Source organism: Mesorhizobium sp. M1066, from assembly GCF_040318635.1.
GTDB lineage: Bacteria > Pseudomonadota > Alphaproteobacteria > Rhizobiales > Rhizobiaceae > Mesorhizobium.
Map to the genome: position 1 here is coordinate 1 of NZ_JAMYMR010000045.1, position 16,031 is coordinate 16,031.

Annotated in this window: 16 protein-coding genes; 4 read left to right on the forward strand and 12 right to left on the reverse strand. The window is 62.6% G+C overall.

Going from position 1 to position 16,031, the window contains the following annotated elements; translation table 11 throughout:
- The first annotated feature begins 191 nt into the window (after window positions 1-191).
- Both trmFO and NKH52_RS30930 read left to right on the forward strand, forming a co-directional pair.
- The gene (gene trmFO, locus NKH52_RS30925) at window positions 192-1,610 is read left to right on the forward strand and encodes a methylenetetrahydrofolate--tRNA-(uracil(54)-C(5))-methyltransferase (FADH(2)-oxidizing) TrmFO (RefSeq protein ID WP_352736097.1); all 1,419 of its coding nucleotides are present in this window, start codon (window positions 192-194) and stop codon (window positions 1,608-1,610) included.
- Window positions 1,611-1,642: 32 nt separating this feature from the next.
- Entirely contained in the window at window positions 1,643-1,927 is a 285-nt protein-coding gene (locus NKH52_RS30930) for a type II toxin-antitoxin system ParD family antitoxin (protein WP_352736098.1), read from the forward strand.
- A gap of 181 nt (window positions 1,928-2,108) precedes the next feature.
- On the opposite strand, the gene NKH52_RS30935 is transcribed toward NKH52_RS30930, so the two are convergent.
- Genes NKH52_RS30935 through yajC form a run of 4 tightly spaced genes read right to left on the reverse strand, consistent with a single transcriptional unit; the run spans window position 2,109 to window position 6,313 of the window.
- Window positions 2,109-2,951 (reverse strand): phytoene/squalene synthase family protein, encoded by an 843-nt coding sequence (locus tag NKH52_RS30935; RefSeq protein WP_352736099.1) that lies wholly within the window; start codon window positions 2,949-2,951, stop codon window positions 2,109-2,111.
- Window position 2,952: 1 nt separating this feature from the next.
- Window positions 2,953-3,345: an Mth938-like domain-containing protein gene (locus NKH52_RS30940; RefSeq protein WP_352736100.1), complete on the reverse strand. Its 393-nt coding sequence runs from the start codon at window positions 3,343-3,345 to the stop codon at window positions 2,953-2,955.
- A gap of 28 nt (window positions 3,346-3,373) precedes the next feature.
- Window positions 3,374-5,923 (reverse strand): protein translocase subunit SecDF, encoded by a 2,550-nt coding sequence (gene secDF / locus NKH52_RS30945; RefSeq protein WP_352736101.1) that lies wholly within the window; start codon window positions 5,921-5,923, stop codon window positions 3,374-3,376.
- A gap of 51 nt (window positions 5,924-5,974) precedes the next feature.
- On the reverse strand, window positions 5,975-6,313 hold the full coding sequence (gene yajC, locus NKH52_RS30950) for a preprotein translocase subunit YajC (protein WP_023812178.1): 339 nt from the start codon (window positions 6,311-6,313) through the stop codon (window positions 5,975-5,977).
- Between the two features lie 277 nt (window positions 6,314-6,590).
- Between yajC and NKH52_RS30955 the strand changes: the two genes are divergently transcribed.
- Window positions 6,591-7,466 carry an ATP-binding protein gene (locus NKH52_RS30955; protein WP_352736102.1) on the forward strand — a complete coding sequence of 292 codons (876 nt, stop codon included), beginning with the start codon at window positions 6,591-6,593 and terminating at the stop codon, window positions 7,464-7,466.
- Window positions 7,467-7,505: 39 nt separating this feature from the next.
- On the opposite strand, the gene NKH52_RS30960 is transcribed toward NKH52_RS30955, so the two are convergent.
- Window positions 7,506-8,324: an AraC family transcriptional regulator gene (locus NKH52_RS30960; protein WP_352736103.1), complete on the reverse strand. Its 819-nt coding sequence runs from the start codon at window positions 8,322-8,324 to the stop codon at window positions 7,506-7,508.
- A 111-nt stretch (window positions 8,325-8,435) separates the two neighbouring features.
- Between NKH52_RS30960 and NKH52_RS30965 the strand changes: the two genes are divergently transcribed.
- Complete coding sequence (locus NKH52_RS30965) at window positions 8,436-9,326, forward strand: NAD-dependent epimerase/dehydratase family protein (RefSeq protein ID WP_352736118.1); 891 nt, start codon at window positions 8,436-8,438, stop codon at window positions 9,324-9,326.
- Window positions 9,327-9,459: 133 nt separating this feature from the next.
- Here NKH52_RS30965 and NKH52_RS30970 read toward each other — a convergent pair whose 3' ends face one another.
- The 7 genes from NKH52_RS30970 to NKH52_RS31000 form a co-directional block, all read right to left on the reverse strand.
- The gene (locus NKH52_RS30970) at window positions 9,460-10,968 is read right to left on the reverse strand and encodes a peptidoglycan DD-metalloendopeptidase family protein (RefSeq protein WP_352736104.1); all 1,509 of its coding nucleotides are present in this window, start codon (window positions 10,966-10,968) and stop codon (window positions 9,460-9,462) included.
- Window positions 10,969-11,171: 203 nt separating this feature from the next.
- Window positions 11,172-11,831 carry a protein-L-isoaspartate(D-aspartate) O-methyltransferase gene (locus NKH52_RS30975; RefSeq protein ID WP_352552363.1) on the reverse strand — a complete coding sequence of 220 codons (660 nt, stop codon included), beginning with the start codon at window positions 11,829-11,831 and terminating at the stop codon, window positions 11,172-11,174.
- Window positions 11,828-12,586: a 5'/3'-nucleotidase SurE gene (gene surE / locus NKH52_RS30980; protein ID WP_352655206.1), complete on the reverse strand. Its 759-nt coding sequence runs from the start codon at window positions 12,584-12,586 to the stop codon at window positions 11,828-11,830. The genes NKH52_RS30975 and surE overlap by 4 nt, the downstream gene beginning before the upstream one ends.
- Entirely contained in the window at window positions 12,586-13,890 is a 1,305-nt protein-coding gene (gene serS, locus NKH52_RS30985) for a serine--tRNA ligase (protein ID WP_352609618.1), read from the reverse strand. The genes surE and serS overlap by 1 nt, the downstream gene beginning before the upstream one ends.
- A gap of 171 nt (window positions 13,891-14,061) precedes the next feature.
- Window positions 14,062-14,889: a twin-arginine translocase subunit TatC gene (tatC, locus tag NKH52_RS30990; RefSeq protein WP_352736105.1), complete on the reverse strand. Its 828-nt coding sequence runs from the start codon at window positions 14,887-14,889 to the stop codon at window positions 14,062-14,064.
- Entirely contained in the window at window positions 14,886-15,671 is a 786-nt protein-coding gene (tatB, locus tag NKH52_RS30995; RefSeq protein ID WP_352736106.1) for a Sec-independent protein translocase protein TatB, read from the reverse strand. The genes tatC and tatB overlap by 4 nt, the downstream gene beginning before the upstream one ends.
- Window positions 15,672-15,700: 29 nt before the next feature.
- A complete protein-coding gene (locus NKH52_RS31000; protein WP_023812188.1) occupies window positions 15,701-15,922 on the reverse strand; it encodes a twin-arginine translocase TatA/TatE family subunit in 222 nt (73 codons plus the stop codon).
- Window positions 15,923-16,031 lie beyond the last annotated feature (109 nt).

Below are 16,031 nucleotides of genomic sequence, written 5' to 3' on the forward strand. Positions count from 1 at the left end.
TCAACAACAGTGCGCTTCAAACTCTCGCTGTGTTTGGACATGAAAACCCCCGAAGGTTGATGTCCAACTTTCGGGGGTCAGTTCACCCCGGCGGGTGTTGTTGTTTTCAGGGGCGCTCCGATCAGCAGCTGTTTGCTCCGCACCGCGCACGGCAATTGCAATCGCCGCACCAAGCGATTATTCCGGCGTTCATGAGCAAAAACCCAATCCACATCATCGGCGGCGGCCTCGCCGGTTCCGAAGCCGCATGGCAGGCAGCCGAGGCCGGCGTGCTCGTCATCCTGCATGAAATGCGGCCCGTTCGCGGCACCGATGCGCACAAGACCGACAGCCTGGCCGAGTTGGTCTGTTCGAACTCCTTCCGCTCCGACGACGCCGACAACAATGCCGTCGGCCTGTTGCATGCCGAAATGCGGCTGGCCGGCTCGCTGATCATGAGCGCCGGCGACGCCAACCAGGTGCCTGCTGGCGGCGCGCTCGCCGTCGACCGCGACGGATTTGCCGACGCGGTGACGAAAAGGCTTGAAGCGCACCCGCTGATATCAATCCAGCGCGAGGAAGTGCCGGGCCTGCCGCCGGCGGATTGGGACCAGGCGATCATCGCCACGGGTCCATTGACCGCGCCCTCACTTGCCCAGTCGATCGCGGAAGCGACCGGCGCCGATGCGCTAGCCTTCTTCGACGCCATCGCGCCGATCGTCCACTTCGACACGATCGACATGGACATTTGCTGGTTCCAGTCGCGCTACGACAAGGTCGGGCCCGGCGGCACCGGTAAGGACTACATCAACTGCCCGATGGACAAGGACCAGTACCTTGCCTTCGTTCAGGCGCTGGTCGACGGCCAGAAAACCGAATTCAAGCAATGGGAAGGCACGCCCTATTTCGACGGCTGCCTGCCGATTGAGATCATGGCCGAACGCGGCGTCGAGACGCTCCGTTACGGCCCCATGAAGCCGATGGGGCTGACCAATGCACACAATCCGACGGTGAAGGCCTATGCCGTCGTCCAGCTGCGGCAGGACAATGCGCTGGGCACGCTCTATAACATGGTCGGCTTCCAGACCAAGCTGAAGCACGCCGAGCAGGTGCGCGTGTTCCGCACCATACCGGGTCTCGAAAACGCCGATTTCGCCCGCCTCGGCGGCCTGCACCGCAACACCTACATCAACTCGCCGACCTTGCTCGACGCTTCGCTGCAGCTGAAGTCGCGCCCCGGCCTGCGTTTTGCCGGCCAGATCACCGGCTGCGAGGGCTATGTCGAGAGTGCCGCGATCGGCCTGCTCGCCGGCCGTTTCGCCGCCGCGGAAAGGCTCGGCCATGCGCCGTCGCTGCCGCCGCTGACCACGGCCTTCGGCGCGCTGCTCAACCACATCACAGGCGGCCACATCGTTTCGGATGACGAGCCGGGAAAGCGCTCTTTCCAGCCGATGAACGTCAATTTCGGCCTGTTCCCGCCTGTGGAAGCGCCGAAGACCGAGGGCAAGCGCATGCGCGGCAAGGACAAGACCGTCGCCAAGCGCCACGCCATCACCTCGCGCGCACGCGCCGATTGCCGGCAATGGCTGGGACTGCCGGTGCAAACGGAAACGGCCGAAGCTGCAGAGTAGTCAGCTTCCCCTCCTGCTTAAGAGAGGCATCCATGGAATCCTCCGAGAAACTGTCCGTCACCGTCACTTCAGCCATGGCGCGCATGATCCGCGAAAAGGTCAAAGACGGCTCCTTCGGTTCGGCGAGCGAGGTCATCCGTGCAGCCCTTCGCGCCTTCCAGCGTGAAGAAGATGCCGAGCGCATGGCGTCGATCAGGGCGCGGGTGAAGGCGTCGGTCGAGGATACAAGGCCAAGCCATTCGGGAGAAGACGTTCGCGCCCACCTCCGGGGACTCTTCGCCCAGTATTCGAGCCGTGCCGATGATTCAGCGGCTTGAGGTCGGGTATCGCGAAGACGCCAGGAATGATCTGGCCAACATTTTCAGACATATAGTCGAAGCCAGCGGAAGTCCTGACGTCGCGCTGAAATTCGTTCTGCGCATCGCATCTCCTCCGGGCCGGCCTGTTGTCTTCGGCAACAGTTTGGCGCGGGGACGTCTTACATGATTGACGTTTACGTCAAAGCGCAGGCCAGCCCTTGCTCGCGCGACGCAGCAGCAGCCAATGCCGGCGCAAGGCCGACAGCCGCGCCACGCCTTCGAGCGGCGAACCATTCTCCATCTTGCCGAGATAGGCACGTGACAGGGCGAGCGGCAGGAATGCCGGACGCAGCGAGACAGGCAGAGCCGGTGCGCCTCGCTCAAAGGCGGAAAGATGTTCCCGTGCCAGCGCCATCATCGCCGCCACCGCGCGTTTGGCGCCGGGTCCGCCATCACCGGCAACGAACTCCTGCGGCGAAGAGCCGGCCGCTGCAAGGATATCGGCCGGGACAAAACACTGTCCGCGCCGGCGATGCAGCGGCAACAGCAGCAGCAGGCCGGTCATCGCCTGCGCACAGCCTGCCCTGCCCGCCAGATCGGCAAAGCGCGGCGCCTCGACGGGATCGAGCACCATCGACGCAAGCTGGATGAGTGCTGCGGCCGTCTCGCCGCAATAGCCTTCCAGATCGGTGCGCGACGGCATCGGGTCGTCGTAGAGGTCGAAGATGCGCGCATCGAGCATGTTCTCGAAGGCCGGCTCCGGGAGGCCGAACGTCGCTATCGTGGCGTTCAAGGCTTCGGCAACGGGATGGCCGGCGCCGGCCTCGCCGCCGGCGGCAATGACATCGCGCCACCATTGCAGCCTCACCTCGCCCGGCAACGCTTCATGGATGCGATCGCGGATGCCTGCGATCTCGGCATTGAAGGCGTAGAGCGAAAACAGCGCGTCGCGCTTGTCGTCGGGCGCGTAGAGCGCGGTCAGATAGCGATCATGATCGGTGGCGCGCACCGCGTCCATGACGATTTCAGCGCTTCGAGACATGTCAATCGACGGCAATGAGCGCCGCGGCCACGGCGCGCTCTTCCGCCAGAAGGACATTGTAGGTCCGCACCGCGGCCCCCGTCGACATCGGGTCGGACGCAATGCCGGCGCCCTTCAGCGCGGCCCGCAATGCGGCGGGCAATGGCCTGAGATCCCTGCCCATGCCGACGAGCAGGATTTCGACCTTGTCGGCCTCAGCCAGCAGCCTGTCGAAATCCGCCACCGTCAGCGCCAGGGGATCAGCCGGTTCCCAACCATGGATGCCGGACGGCAGACACATGAGCGAACCGCGGTGCGATATGTCGGCAAAGCGGAACCCGCCATTGCCATAGGCTTCGATCGGCGCGCGGCCCGGAAAATGCGCCTCGCGGATGACGATGCCTTTGCTGGTCATCGTTCTGTCATCCCTTCGGGGCGGCGCGTCAGGTCGCGACCGCCTTGCCGCCATTGACCGGCTTCTCCTCGTCGGCAGTTGCCTGCGGCCGCAACTTGAACAGGATCAGCAGCGGTGCGGCGATGAAGATCGACGAATAGGTGCCGAAGACGACGCCGAACAGCATAGCCATGGTGAACGAGCGGATCACCTCGCCGCCGAACAGCACCAGCGCCAGCAGCGCCAGGATCGTCGTCACCGATGTCAGTGTCGTCCTCGACAGAGTCTCGTTGATGGCGTTGTTCAACAGTTGCGGCAGCGGCATCCGCTTGTATTTTCGCAAATCCTCTCGAACACGGTCATAGACAACGATCGTGTCGTTCAGCGAATAGCCGATGATGGTCAGGATCGCCGCCAGCGATGACTGGTTGAACTCCAGCCCGGTGATGACGAAGAAGCCGAGCGTCATGACCACGTCGTGCACCGTCGCCACGATGGCGCCGACCGCGAACTGCCATTCGAAGCGGAACCAGACATAGACCAGGATGCCGAGCAGCGCGATCAGCATGGCGATAGTGCCTTGCTTGGCGAGTTCTCCGGAGACCGTCGGTCCGACCACTTCGACGCGGCGGAAATCGTAATTGTCCTGCAGCTCGCCACGCACCTTGTCGATGACGGTCTGCTCGGCATTCTCGCCGCCATCCTGCGTGCCGACGCGGATCAACACGTCGTTGGGCGTACCGAACTGCTGCACCTGGACTTCGCCGATGTTGAGTTCAGTCAGGCGCGAGCGGAGGTCGGCGAGGTCGGCATTGCCGCTCTTGGCCTGCACCTCGATCAGCGAACCGCCCTTGAAATCGATGCCGTAATTGATGCCGACGGTCATGAACATCACCACCGAGAGGATCGACAGTGCGCTTGACAGCGTGAACGTCCAGCGACGGATGCCCATGAACGGAATTTTCGTGCCGGGCGGAACGAAGGTCACCGGCGCGCGCGGCAGTTCCTTCGGGCGAGCCCGGCGCAACCAGATCGAGACCAGCAGCCGGGTGAAGGTGAAAGCGGTGAACACGGTCGTCAGGATGCCGATGGCGTAGGTGATGGCAAAGCCCTTCACCGGCCCGGTACCGAGATAGAACAGCACCACGGTGGCGATCAGCGAAGTGATGTTGGAATCGACGATGGTCGCCAGCGCCTTGGTGAAACCGGTATCGATCGCCTGGATCACGGAGCGGCCGGCGCGTCGCTCCTCGCGGATGCGTTCGTAGATCAGCACGTTGGAATCGACCGCCATGCCGATGGTCAGCACGATACCGGCGATACCAGGCAAGGTCAGCGTCGCGCCAAGCAACGAGAGCACGCCGACGATCATCGCCACGTGCACCGCCAGCGCGATGTTGGCCAGGAAGCCAAGGAAGCCGTAGGCGACGAACATGAAGGCGACGACGAGGATAGAACCGATGATGCCGGCGACCTTGCCAGCATGGATCGAATCCTGGCCAAGGCCCGGACCCACCGTGCGTTCTTCGATGACCGTAAGCGTTGCGGGCAACGCACCGGCGCGCAGCAGCACCGCAAGGTCATTGGCGCTCTGGGCGGTGAAATTGCCGGAGATCTGACCGGTGCCGCCGAGGATCGGCTCGCGGATCTGCGGCGCCGAAATCACCTGGTTGTCGAGGATGATGGCGAACAGCTTGCCGACATTCTGCGCAGTGGCCTGGCCGAAGCGCGCCGCCCCTTTCGAATCAAAGCGGAACGACACCACCGGCTCGTTGTTCTGCGAATTGTATGTCGCCTGTGCGTCAACGAGGTTTTCGCCCGAGACGATGACGCGGTTTTCGATCAGATAGGGGACCGGCGGATCATCCTGCGAATAGAGGACCGACGAGCCTGCGGGCGGGCGGCCATTGAGCGCGTCCTGCACCGGCATCGACTGGTCGACCATCTGGAAAGTCAGCTTGGCGGTCTGGCCAAGGATTTCCTTCAGCCTTTGCGGATCCTGAAGACCCGGCACCTGCACAAGGATACGGTCGTCGCCCTGTCGCTGCACGATAGGTTCGGTCGTGCCGAGTTCGTTGACGCGGCGCTCGACCACCTCGATCGACTGCGTCAGCGCCGTCGATGTGCGGTATTTGATGCCGGCGTCGGTGACGTTGAACTTGAGCAGGCCGGGCTCGGAATCATCGAGCGTCATTTCCTGGATGGAGCCACCGGTGAACAGGCCGGCGGCGACCGGATCGGTCAGCGTCTTCAGCGCTGTCTTGGCGGCATCGATCTGAGCGGGATCGGTGATGCGGACCTGCAAGGTCCGCCCCGTGCCGGCAAGTCCGGTATAGCCGATCTTGGCGTCACGCAGCAGCGTGCGGATTTCGTCGCGCGTCGTCTCTAACCGGTCCTTGATCAGATCGTTCTGATTCATCTCCAGCAGGATGTGCGAGCCGCCCTGCAGATCGAGGCCGAGCGTCATCTGACGCTTCGGCACCCAGCTGGGCAGTTGGGCCAAGGTGCTTGCGGGGATGAGATTGGGCGCGGCGAGGATCACCGTGATGGCCACGGCCACCCAGATCAGGATCATCTTGAAGCGCGAGAAATACAACATATGGCGTCGTCCGTCAGAGCGTGTCCGCGGATCGCTCCGCCTAAAATTCGGTTATTTCTTGGCGTTCTGGTTGGCCACCGGCTCGCCCTTGACGCGCACATCGGCGATCGTAGAACGCAGCGCCGTCACCTTCATGCCACCGCCGAGGTCGATCTCGAGCTCGTTGTCGTCGATCACCTTGGTCACCTTGCCGACGAAGCCGCCGCCGGTGACGACCGTGTCGCCGCGACGAACCGCGGCCAGCATCTCGCCGCGCTTCTTCAGTTGCGTGCGCTGCGGCCGGATGATCAGAAAATACATGATCACGAAAATCAGGACAAACGGCAAAATGCTGATGAACATGTCTGGAGAAGCGCCGACGCCTTGGGCGTATGCCGGTGTCACGAACATCGAGGTACTCCTGAATTTTGAAAACAGCCGCCAATCTGGCGGCCCCTTGAAATTTGGCCGGAATATAGTCGGTAAAGTTGTCAATGCAACTGCGCGGCCGGCCAAATCGGCTGCTTTTCCGGCCTGTTGAGCCGTGTTAGAGCAGGATCGCGGAAAGCGCGAGCCGGTTTTTGGAAAAGATCACGCTCGAACAAAAGGTTGCAACCGGTTTTGTATCAGACGGAATCGGCCAGCTTCACGCCCCCACACGTCAAAAACGCGAAAACAAAAAACAACCATGACCGACAGCAGCATTGAAGCCCTGAACCAGAAACTCGACCTGCTGATCGAGGCGGTGAGCCGCCTTGCCCCGCCGTCGGTGCCCCAAACCGACCTCGGCGAGGCCGATTGTTTCGTCTGGCAGGCCGATCCGGGCTATCTGGAGCCGGTGCGCAAGGTTAACCGCGTCGGCATCGGCCTGATCCGTGGCGTCGACCGCGTCCGCGACATCCTTGTCGACAACACCGAACGCTTCGCTGGCGGCTATCCGGCAAACAACGTATTGTTGTGGGGCGCGCGCGGCATGGGCAAATCGTCGCTGGTCAAGGCCGTGCATGCCCAGATCAACGCCAGGACCAAGTCCGACCTGCCGTTGAAGCTGATCGAAATCCACCGCGAGGACATCGACACGCTGCCGAAGCTGATGGGATTGCTCAAGGCGGCGCCCTTCCGCTTCATCCTGTTTTGCGACGACCTCTCCTTCGACCATGACGACACCTCCTACAAATCGCTTAAGGCAGCGCTCGAAGGCGGCGTCGAGGGCCGCCCCGCCAATGTCATCTTCTATGCCACCTCGAACCGCCGGCATCTTTTGCCCCGCGACATGATCGACAACGAGCGCTCGACCGCCATCAACCCGTCCGAGGCGGTCGAGGAAAAAGTGTCGCTGTCCGACCGGTTCGGGCTGTGGCTCGGCTTCCACAAATGTTCGCAGGACGAGTATCTCGACATGATCGACGGCTATGTCAGCCATCATGGCCTGATCATCGATCCCGAGCAGTTGCGTGCCGAGGCGCTGGAATGGGCGACCACCCGCGGCAGCCGCTCAGGTCGCGTCGCCTGGCAGTTCACCCAGGACCTGGCTGGCCGGCTCGGCAAGCCACTGAGGGACTGATACGTTGGGTGGCGTCGCCAACGCCATCGAATGACAAGATCATTTGGGCTGCGACCGCCGCAAGTCACGCGGCGTTTGGCCGATCTCACGACGCATCCAATGCGCTAGGTGTGACTGGTGCGCAAAGCCCGTCAATTCCGCAACCTCGCTTGTGCTTAGATCCCCGCGCCGGAGCAGGACGCGTGCGCGTTCGACCCGGCGTCGCAACACGTAGCGGTGCAGGGTGAAGCCTGTCGCCGCCTTGAACCAAGCCCGCAAGTGCGAGCTGCTCGCCCCGGCAACTCGGCTTAGTCGGAGGATCGAAAGGGGCTCGTGCAGGCCAGCCTCAATATGCTCCAACACACGCTTGAGCTGGGCATCTGACAACCGGTTTCTTCGGTCGACATCGAGATTGTCAAGACCGAGCAGCCTCACCGCAAGAGCTGCGCCAATGCTGTCGGCAAACAAAGGTCCACTCGGTGAGTTTGCGTTGACATCGCTCTCGAGTGCTCGGGCGAGATGTTGGATGCGCTGATCACGAAGCAGGTGACGTGTGTCGAGCGGCAATGCGCGCGCCTTGCCGCCAAGCTCAGCCGCCACCCTTTCCATCAGGGCTGGTTGTAACGCGATCTCGATCGTGTCGAACGGGGTTTCAGTCTCGAAACCGCCCTCTTGGCCAGCGGGCACCAGGTCAATATCGCCGGCGCGCCTCACGAAATATCGACAAACCTCATTGCAGTAGGAACGCGTCGCCGCGCTTGCATGCACCATGATGCGATGATGGGCCGCTTTGGAGAGACGATGGACGCCCGCTTCGATATGCCAGAAGGCCATTGTGACGTCGGGCGGAAATCGGGCCGGAACAGACTGCGAATGCATGCTCTCTCACTTCATGGCAAAACCTGTCCAAAAATTGGCAATTTCCGCGCGATTTTCAATGCCGGGGACATGTACCTACGCCTCTCCATCGAGTTTGGACGAGAGGTTGCCATGGGTTTTTATGTAGTTGTCGGAGCAGGCCCGGTCGGGCACGAGACCGCGCGCCTTCTGGGCGAAGAAGGACATGATGTCGTTCTCACGAGCCGGAGTGTCGGCTCAAACGCGTTGCGGAACGTCCGGGCGGTGCAGGCCGATGCCACCGATGCCGTTGAACTGGCACGTATCTGCCGAAACGCCGACGCCGTTTTCATGTGTGCCATGGCCGCCTATCACCGGTGGCCGACCGATTTTTTCCCAATCATCGACGGCACCGTGCGGGCCGCGGAAGCGGTCGGCGCGAAGCTTGTGATACTCGGAAACCTCTATGGCTATGGCGAACATGCCGATAGTCCGCTTCACTCCGACCTGTCTCTGGATCCGACTTCGAAGAAAGGAACCGCCCGGACGATCATGTGGCAGCGGGCGGTCCGTGCGGACGTGCCGGCAGTCGAAGTGCGGTCCAGCGATTATCTTGGACATGGCGCGATCAGCTCTTTCTCACTGGTCGCGCTGCCCTCCATAATCGAGGGGAGGCCGACTGCTTTCATTGGAAACCTCGACGCGACTCATGCCTGGTCCTTCACGAAGGACGTGGCCAGGACACTGGTCGCCGCTTCCCGCTACACGGGCGAATGGGGACGAGCATTCCATGTTCCATCGCAACACGCCTCACCCCGGGAACTCATCCTAACGACGGCGGCAATGCTTCACCGTGAAATTCCAGAGACACGTTCCTATTCCATCCCCGAAATGGAGGCATCGGGCATGCATGAGCTCATCGAGATGAGCTACCTCTTCGACAATCCCTTGCTGGTCGATTCCTCCGACGCGGAGACGCTTCTCGGCATCAAGGCCAGCAGCCTTGGCGTCATGATCGCCGACACCCTGCGTGATCATCTTTGAAGCTTGAAGACTGGCGCGTCGCGTTGAAGCTGAAAAAGCCCGCTCCTTGCGGAACGGGCTGAGCCGGCGGGCCGGACTGGAGGTCAGACGGCCCGCAAATTGCTTTTTTTCTTCTATTCGAGATAACTCCCGACTATTCGAGATAGCCGGAGGGATCGACTGGCGCCGAGTTCTTGCGCACTTCGAAGTGCAGCTTCGGCGAGTCCGTTGTGCCGCTCATGCCCGACAGCGCGATTTCCTGGCCGCGCTTGACCTTCTGGCCGCGCTGGACCTCGATCGAGCTGGCGTGGCCATAGACGGTGACCAGGCCATTCTCGTGGCGCACCAGCACCGTGTTGCCGAATTCCTTGAGGCCGTCGCCGGCATAGATGACGACGCCGTTCTCGGCCGCCTTGACCGGTGTGCCCGTCGGCACGGCGATATCGACGCCGTCCTTGCCCGAGCCGAAACCGGAAATCACGCGGCCGCGCACCGGCCAACGCATCTTGCCGATGCCGGTGGCGTCCGGCGCGACGGCATCGTCGGCCTCGGCCTGCTGGATGACCTTGGAATCCTTCTTCGGCGGCGTGTAGGACGCCAGCGTTTCCGACGGCGTGGTCTTTGCCGCGGGCTGCGTGGTTGCCGTGGTCACCGGATCGATCTTGGCCGGCTTGGCACTGGCGACGGTCGCGGTCCCACCGGCCGGCACCTTCAGCGTCTGGCCGATCTTGAGCAAGCCATCCTTCATGCCGTTGGCCTGCTTCAGCGCAGTGGCGCCGACGCCGGTCTTCCTGGCAATCGAGGAAAGCGTGTCGCCCGACTGCACCGTGTAGGTGCCAGCAGCGCCAGTCGCCTTGGCCACCTGCGGCTTGGGTTCCTTGGGCTGGCTTGCTGCGGCCGACGTGTCGACCTGAGCGGCGGATTTGCCTTCCTTGAGTTTCGGCTGCTGCGGCAGGACGGCGACCTTCTCCGGCGCGGTGGCCGGCAGGTTGTGCTTGGTGTCTTTCGCCGGTTTGGCATCCGCGAGCTTCGGCTCGCTCTTGCTCGAATAGGCGTAGGCCGGGATGACCAGCTTCTGGCCTGTCTTCAGCCCCTTGGTCGCGCTCAGCCCGTTGACCTTCATGATCACGTCGGACGGCACCTTGTAGCGCTGCGCCAGGCCGCCGATCGTTTCGCCGTCCCTGACGACGATCTCGGTTGCATGCGGAGTGCCGGAAGCAGCCACGCGGGGTTCGTCAGGTTGCGAAACCTTGAAAGGCGACGCCACTGGGGCGACGGTGCCGGTCGTGGTCCTGTCGACATGCGGTGCCGGGGCCAATGCGGTGCGCACCGGCTTCGATGCCGGCGCCGGAGCCTGCTGCGCCTGGGCAACGGGCGGCGGCAGCGGCCGCGTCGAGACCGGCTCGAGGCTGGAGCGGCTGACCGACTGTGTATGGCTGCCATCGATCGGAGCGGCCGCGACATCGCCCGGATAGGGCTGCTGTACGGCATCCTGCTTGTTGATGATGGCGCGCTGATTGTTGGTCGAGGATGTAAAGACATCGTCGACGCCATTGAACCGCGAAACCTGGGAACTGCACCCCGCAGCAGCACCCGCGACCATCAGTATGGCGCAGCCTCGCGCCAGATTGCGACCGTTTGTCTTCAAAACACTGAGTTGCATCGCACTAACCCGCACATACCCGGTACAAACTAGGCATGATTAAAGCGCGTTAATGTTACTCGACGGTTAACCCCATGGAATCCGACGCAATTTTTCTTAAAATATTAGAGAGCGAGCCCAGGGGAGATTTTCAGGTCATGCCGGCCGGGGTCGAAGACGGCGCGCGCACCCGACGCGGCGCGGCCTGAACATCGACATACGCGCTAGATGATAGCGGCGACACCGCGCAGGATCGGCTGCAGGCGAACGAGGCCGATGTCTTCACGCTCGAAGCGGCTGCCGACCTTGGTCAGCTTGGCCAGCACCTGTTCGCCCTCTTCGGGGCCGATCGGAGCGATGACGATACCGCCGCTCGACAACTGGTCGAGCAGGAAGCGCGGCAGGCTGTCGAAGGCAGCCCAGGCGACGATACGGTCAAATGGCCCTTCATTCGGCAGCCCGCCGGAACCATCGGCGTGGCGCACGATCACATTGCCGATACCGAGCGCCTCGAAGCGCTGCCGAGCCTGCTCGGCGAGCGTCTTGTAGCGATCGGTGGTGATGACCCGCGCCGCCAGCCGCGACATCACCGCCGAAGTGTAGCCCGAGCCGGTACCGATCTCGAGCACGCGGTTGCCCTGCTCGATAGCGAGCGCCGCGATCACCGCCGCCTGCATGTCGGCACCTTCGATCGCCTCGCCGCATTCGATCGGCAGCATACGGTCCGACCAGGCGATCTGATGGAACTGGGCCGCCAGGAAGCCGCGCCGCGGCGTCGCCTCGAAGGCCGCGATCAGCGCCTTCGGCACAGTCCCCCGACCGCGCAGACGCAGCAGAAAGGCAGCAAAACCTTCGCGGTCATCGATCGGGAGGCCCTGGTTCATGCAAGCGCCTTGCTCAATTGGTCACGGATTTCATGCGCGGTCAGATCGAGCTGCAGCGGCGTCACCGACACCAGCCTGTTGCGCAGGGCGTAGAGGTCGGTACCTTGCTTGCCTTCGACCGGCTCGCGGCCAAAACGCAGCCAGTAATAAGGCAGGCCGCGCCCGTCGCGGCGCTCGTCGACCCACAGGCTGTGCACGAGCTTGCCTTGCGAGGTGACCACTGTGCCGGCGACCTCTTCGGGAAGGCAGTTCGGAAAATTGACGTTGAGCAGCACACCGTCCGGCAACGGCGTCGCCACCAGTTTCTTCAGCAATGCCGGCGCCAGCGCCTCGGTCGTCTCGTAAGGGACGACGCGATCCTCGCCGACATAGCTATAGCCCTGGCTGAGCGCGATCGAGCGGATGCCGAGCAGCGCGCCTTCCATGGCGCCGGCGACGGTGCCGGAATAGGTGACGTCGTCGGCGATGTTGGCGCCGGAATTGATGCCGGACAGGATCAGGTCGGGTGCGCCGGGCAGGATCTTCTTGACGCCCATGATGACGCAATCGGTCGGCGTGCCGCGCACGGCAAAGTGCTTCTCGCCGATCTTGCGCAGCCGCAGTGGCTCCGAGATCGACAGCGAATGCGCATAGCCGGACTGGTCCTGCTCGGGCGCCACCACCCAGACATCGTCGGACAGCGTACGTGCGACGCGTTCGAGCGACGCCAGTCCCTCGGCATGAATGCCGTCGTCATTGGTCAGGAGAATGCGCATTATTTCGCTTCGATCTTTTCCAGACCGCCCATGTAAGGCCGCAGCACTTCAGGAATGGTTACGCTGCCATCTTCATTCTGGTAGTTTTCGATGACGGCGATGAGCGCGCGGCCAACGGCTGTGCCCGAGCCGTTGAGCGTGTGCACGAAGCGGTTGCCCTTGCCGTCCCTGTCCTTGTAGCGCGCGTCCATGCGGCGCGCCTGGAAATCGCCGCACACCGAGCAGGACGAGATCTCGCGATAGGCGTTCTGGCCGGGCAGCCAGACCTCGATGTCGTAGGTCTTGCGCGCACCAAACCCCATGTCACCGGTGCACAGCGTCATGGTGCGGAACGGCAGGCCGAGCCGCTTCAGCACTTCCTCGGCGCATTGCGTCATCCGCTCGTGCTCGGCAAGCGACGATTCCTGATCGGTGATCGACACCAGCTCGACCTTGTAGAACTGATGCTGGCGCAGCATGCCGCGCGTGTCGCGCCCGGCCGAGCCCGCTTCCGAACGGAAGCACGGCGTCAGCGCGGTGTAGCGCAGCGGCAGTTTTTCATGCGCGGTGATTTCTTCCCGCACAAGGTTGGTGAGTGGGACCTCGGCGGTCGGGATCAGGCCAAGCCTGCCCTCCCCGTGCGGCGTGAAGAACAGATCTTCCTCGAACTTAGGCAATTGGTTGGTGCCGAACAGAACATCGTCCTTGACCATCAACGGCGGGATGACTTCTTCGTAACCGTGTTCGGTCGTATGCAGGTCCAGCATGAACTGGCCGAGCGCACGCTCCATCCTCGCCAGCCCGCTCTTCAGCACGGTGAAGCGCGAGCCCGACAGCTTCGCCGCGCGCTCGAAATCCATCATGCCGAGCGCTTCGCCGATCTCAAAGTGCTCCTTCACCCAGTTCGGCCGCGTCGGCACTTTGCCGACGAGGTGCTTGACGACATTGTCGTGCTCGTCCTTGCCGACAGGCACGTCGTCGAACGGCACATTGGGCAGCACCGCCAGCGCATCGGTCAGCGCCTTGTCGAGTTCGCGTTCGCGCGCCTCGCCGTTCTGGATGAAGACCTTGATCTCGCCGACTTCGGCTTTCAGCTTTTCGGCCAAGGCGGCGTCGCCCGAACGCATGGCGTTACCGATCTCCTTCGACGCGGCATTGCGGCGCTCCTGCTTGGTCTGCAGTTCGGTAACGTGCTCGCGCCGCGCCTCGTCCGAGGCGATCAGTCCGTCGACCATGGACTGCGCCTCACCGGCCGACCACGAGCGCTTGACCAGCGCCTCGACAAGGGCCTTCGGGTTGTCGCGAATCCATTTGATGTCAAGCATGGTTTATCCGTCCTCAAGCTAGGCCAGAGGGCGTAAACCGCATCCACGAACGATGCAAGATGGACCGGGCGGCGACTGTCTTTTTCCGCCGCTGCTGGACATGGAGGCTGGCGTCGGCGTTCCTTGGCGCACCTACGTGGAGGATGCGTCCGCCGGCTTCTTCTCGACCACCTATTCCGCCGCGTCCTGCTTCTCGCGCGCCACACGCTGCTTTTCCTGATCGCGCTCGATCAGCCGGGCAGCCCAGATGGACACCTCGTAGAGAAGGATGGTCGGAATGGCCAGGCCAATCTGGCTCATCGGATCGGGCGGCGTCAGCACGGCAGCAACGACGAAAGCAATGACGATCGCCCATTTGCGCTTCTCGGCCAGCCCCTTGGACGACAGCATGCCGACCCGCGTCATCAGGCTGGTCACCACCGGCAACTGGAACACCAGGCCGAAGGAGAAGATCAGCGTCATGATTAGGCTGAGATATTCCGACACCTTCGGCAGCAGCGAGATCTGCACCTGATCGTCGGTGCCTGCCTGCTGCATGGCGAGGAAGAACCACATCACCATCGGCGTGAAGAAGAAATAGACCAGCGACGCGCCCATCAGGAACAGGATCGGCGACGCGATCAGGAACGGCAGGAAGGCATTGCGCTCGTTCTTGTAGAGGCCGGGCGCGATGAACTTGTAGATCTGCGTGGCGATCAGCGGAAACGCGATCACCATGCCGCCGAACATGGCGAGCTTGACCTGGGTGAAGAAGAACTCCTGCGGCGCCGTGTAGATCAGCTCGACCTTGTGCGGATCGAGCCCTGCCCACTGCGTCGCCCATTTGAACGGGACGACCAGAAGGTTGAACAGCTTCTTGGCGAAGAAGAAACAGACCAGGAAGGCAACGAAGAAGCCGCCCAGCGACCAGATCAGCCGCCGGCGCAGCTCGATCAGATGCTCCATCAGCGGCGCCGACGATTTCTCGATCTCGTCCTTTTCGGTGTCCGAAACGCTCACTTGGCGGCTCCAGCCGTCTTCTTGGCCACCGGCTTCTTCACCGCTGCAAGCTTCGGTTCGGCTTTCGCCCCCGTCTTGGTCGCTACAGTCTTGGCCGCGATAGCCTTGGCCGCAGCGGGCGTCTTGGCCCTGAGCGTTTCAGGCTGTGCCGTCGTCACGGCCTTCGGCGGCGTCTTGGACGCAGACGCTGCCTTCGCGGCAACCTTTGCACCATTTGCCGAAGCTTTTGCAGCCGGCGTCGCTTTTGCCGGTGCAGGCTTGGTTAGTTTCTTCGCCGCGGACGCCTTCGGTGCCGCAACGGGTTCCGCCGGCACCGACGCGGTCACCACCGACTCATCCGTCATGGCCGGGAAAACCGGCGCTGCTGGCGCTGCTTCCGGCCCGTTGACGCCAGGCATGGTCGTTGCACCGTTCTTCAACGGCTCGGCCGCCTGCGGGGTCGAAGCGACAGAGCTTGCCGGATCGGCTGCCGGCTTCGGCTTCATCGCCGCATCGACGCCGGAGCGAACGTCGGCCGCGGCCTGTTCGAATGGATTGAGCTGCTTCCTGATCTCGGCCATCGGGCTGAGACCCCTGAGCTCGTCGACTGACTTCTTGACGTCGTCGAGCTCGGCTTCCTTCAGCGCCTCGTTGAACTGTTTCTGGAAATCGGACGCCATGGCGCGCAGCTTCGCCGTCGTGCGGCCGAAGGTACGCAGCATATTGGGCAAATCCTTGGGTCCGACGACCACGATCATGACGATCGCGATGACCAGCATTTCGGTCCAGCCGACTTCAAACATGGCACTCTGTTCCGACTAGAACCTTGGGCTCAGCTCTTGCTGGCTTTTTCCTTCGCGGCCGCAACGGTCTCGTCGGCACGGTGTTCGACGGTGCGCTTGTCTTCGGCAACCTCGTCGTCGGCCATGCCCTTCTTGAAGCTCTTGATGCCCTTGGCCATATCGCCCATCAGCTCGGGAATCTTGCCGCGGCCGAACACCAAAAGCACGATCACCAGCACGATCAGCCAATGCCAAATCGAAAATGAACCCATAGCAAATCTCTCTCGAATGTTTTCCCTGGCGATGATCTATGCGTTTTCGCGTTGGGATTCAAACACAACTGCGACAGAGTTTATGAAAGGGTGACGGATGTCACGCATT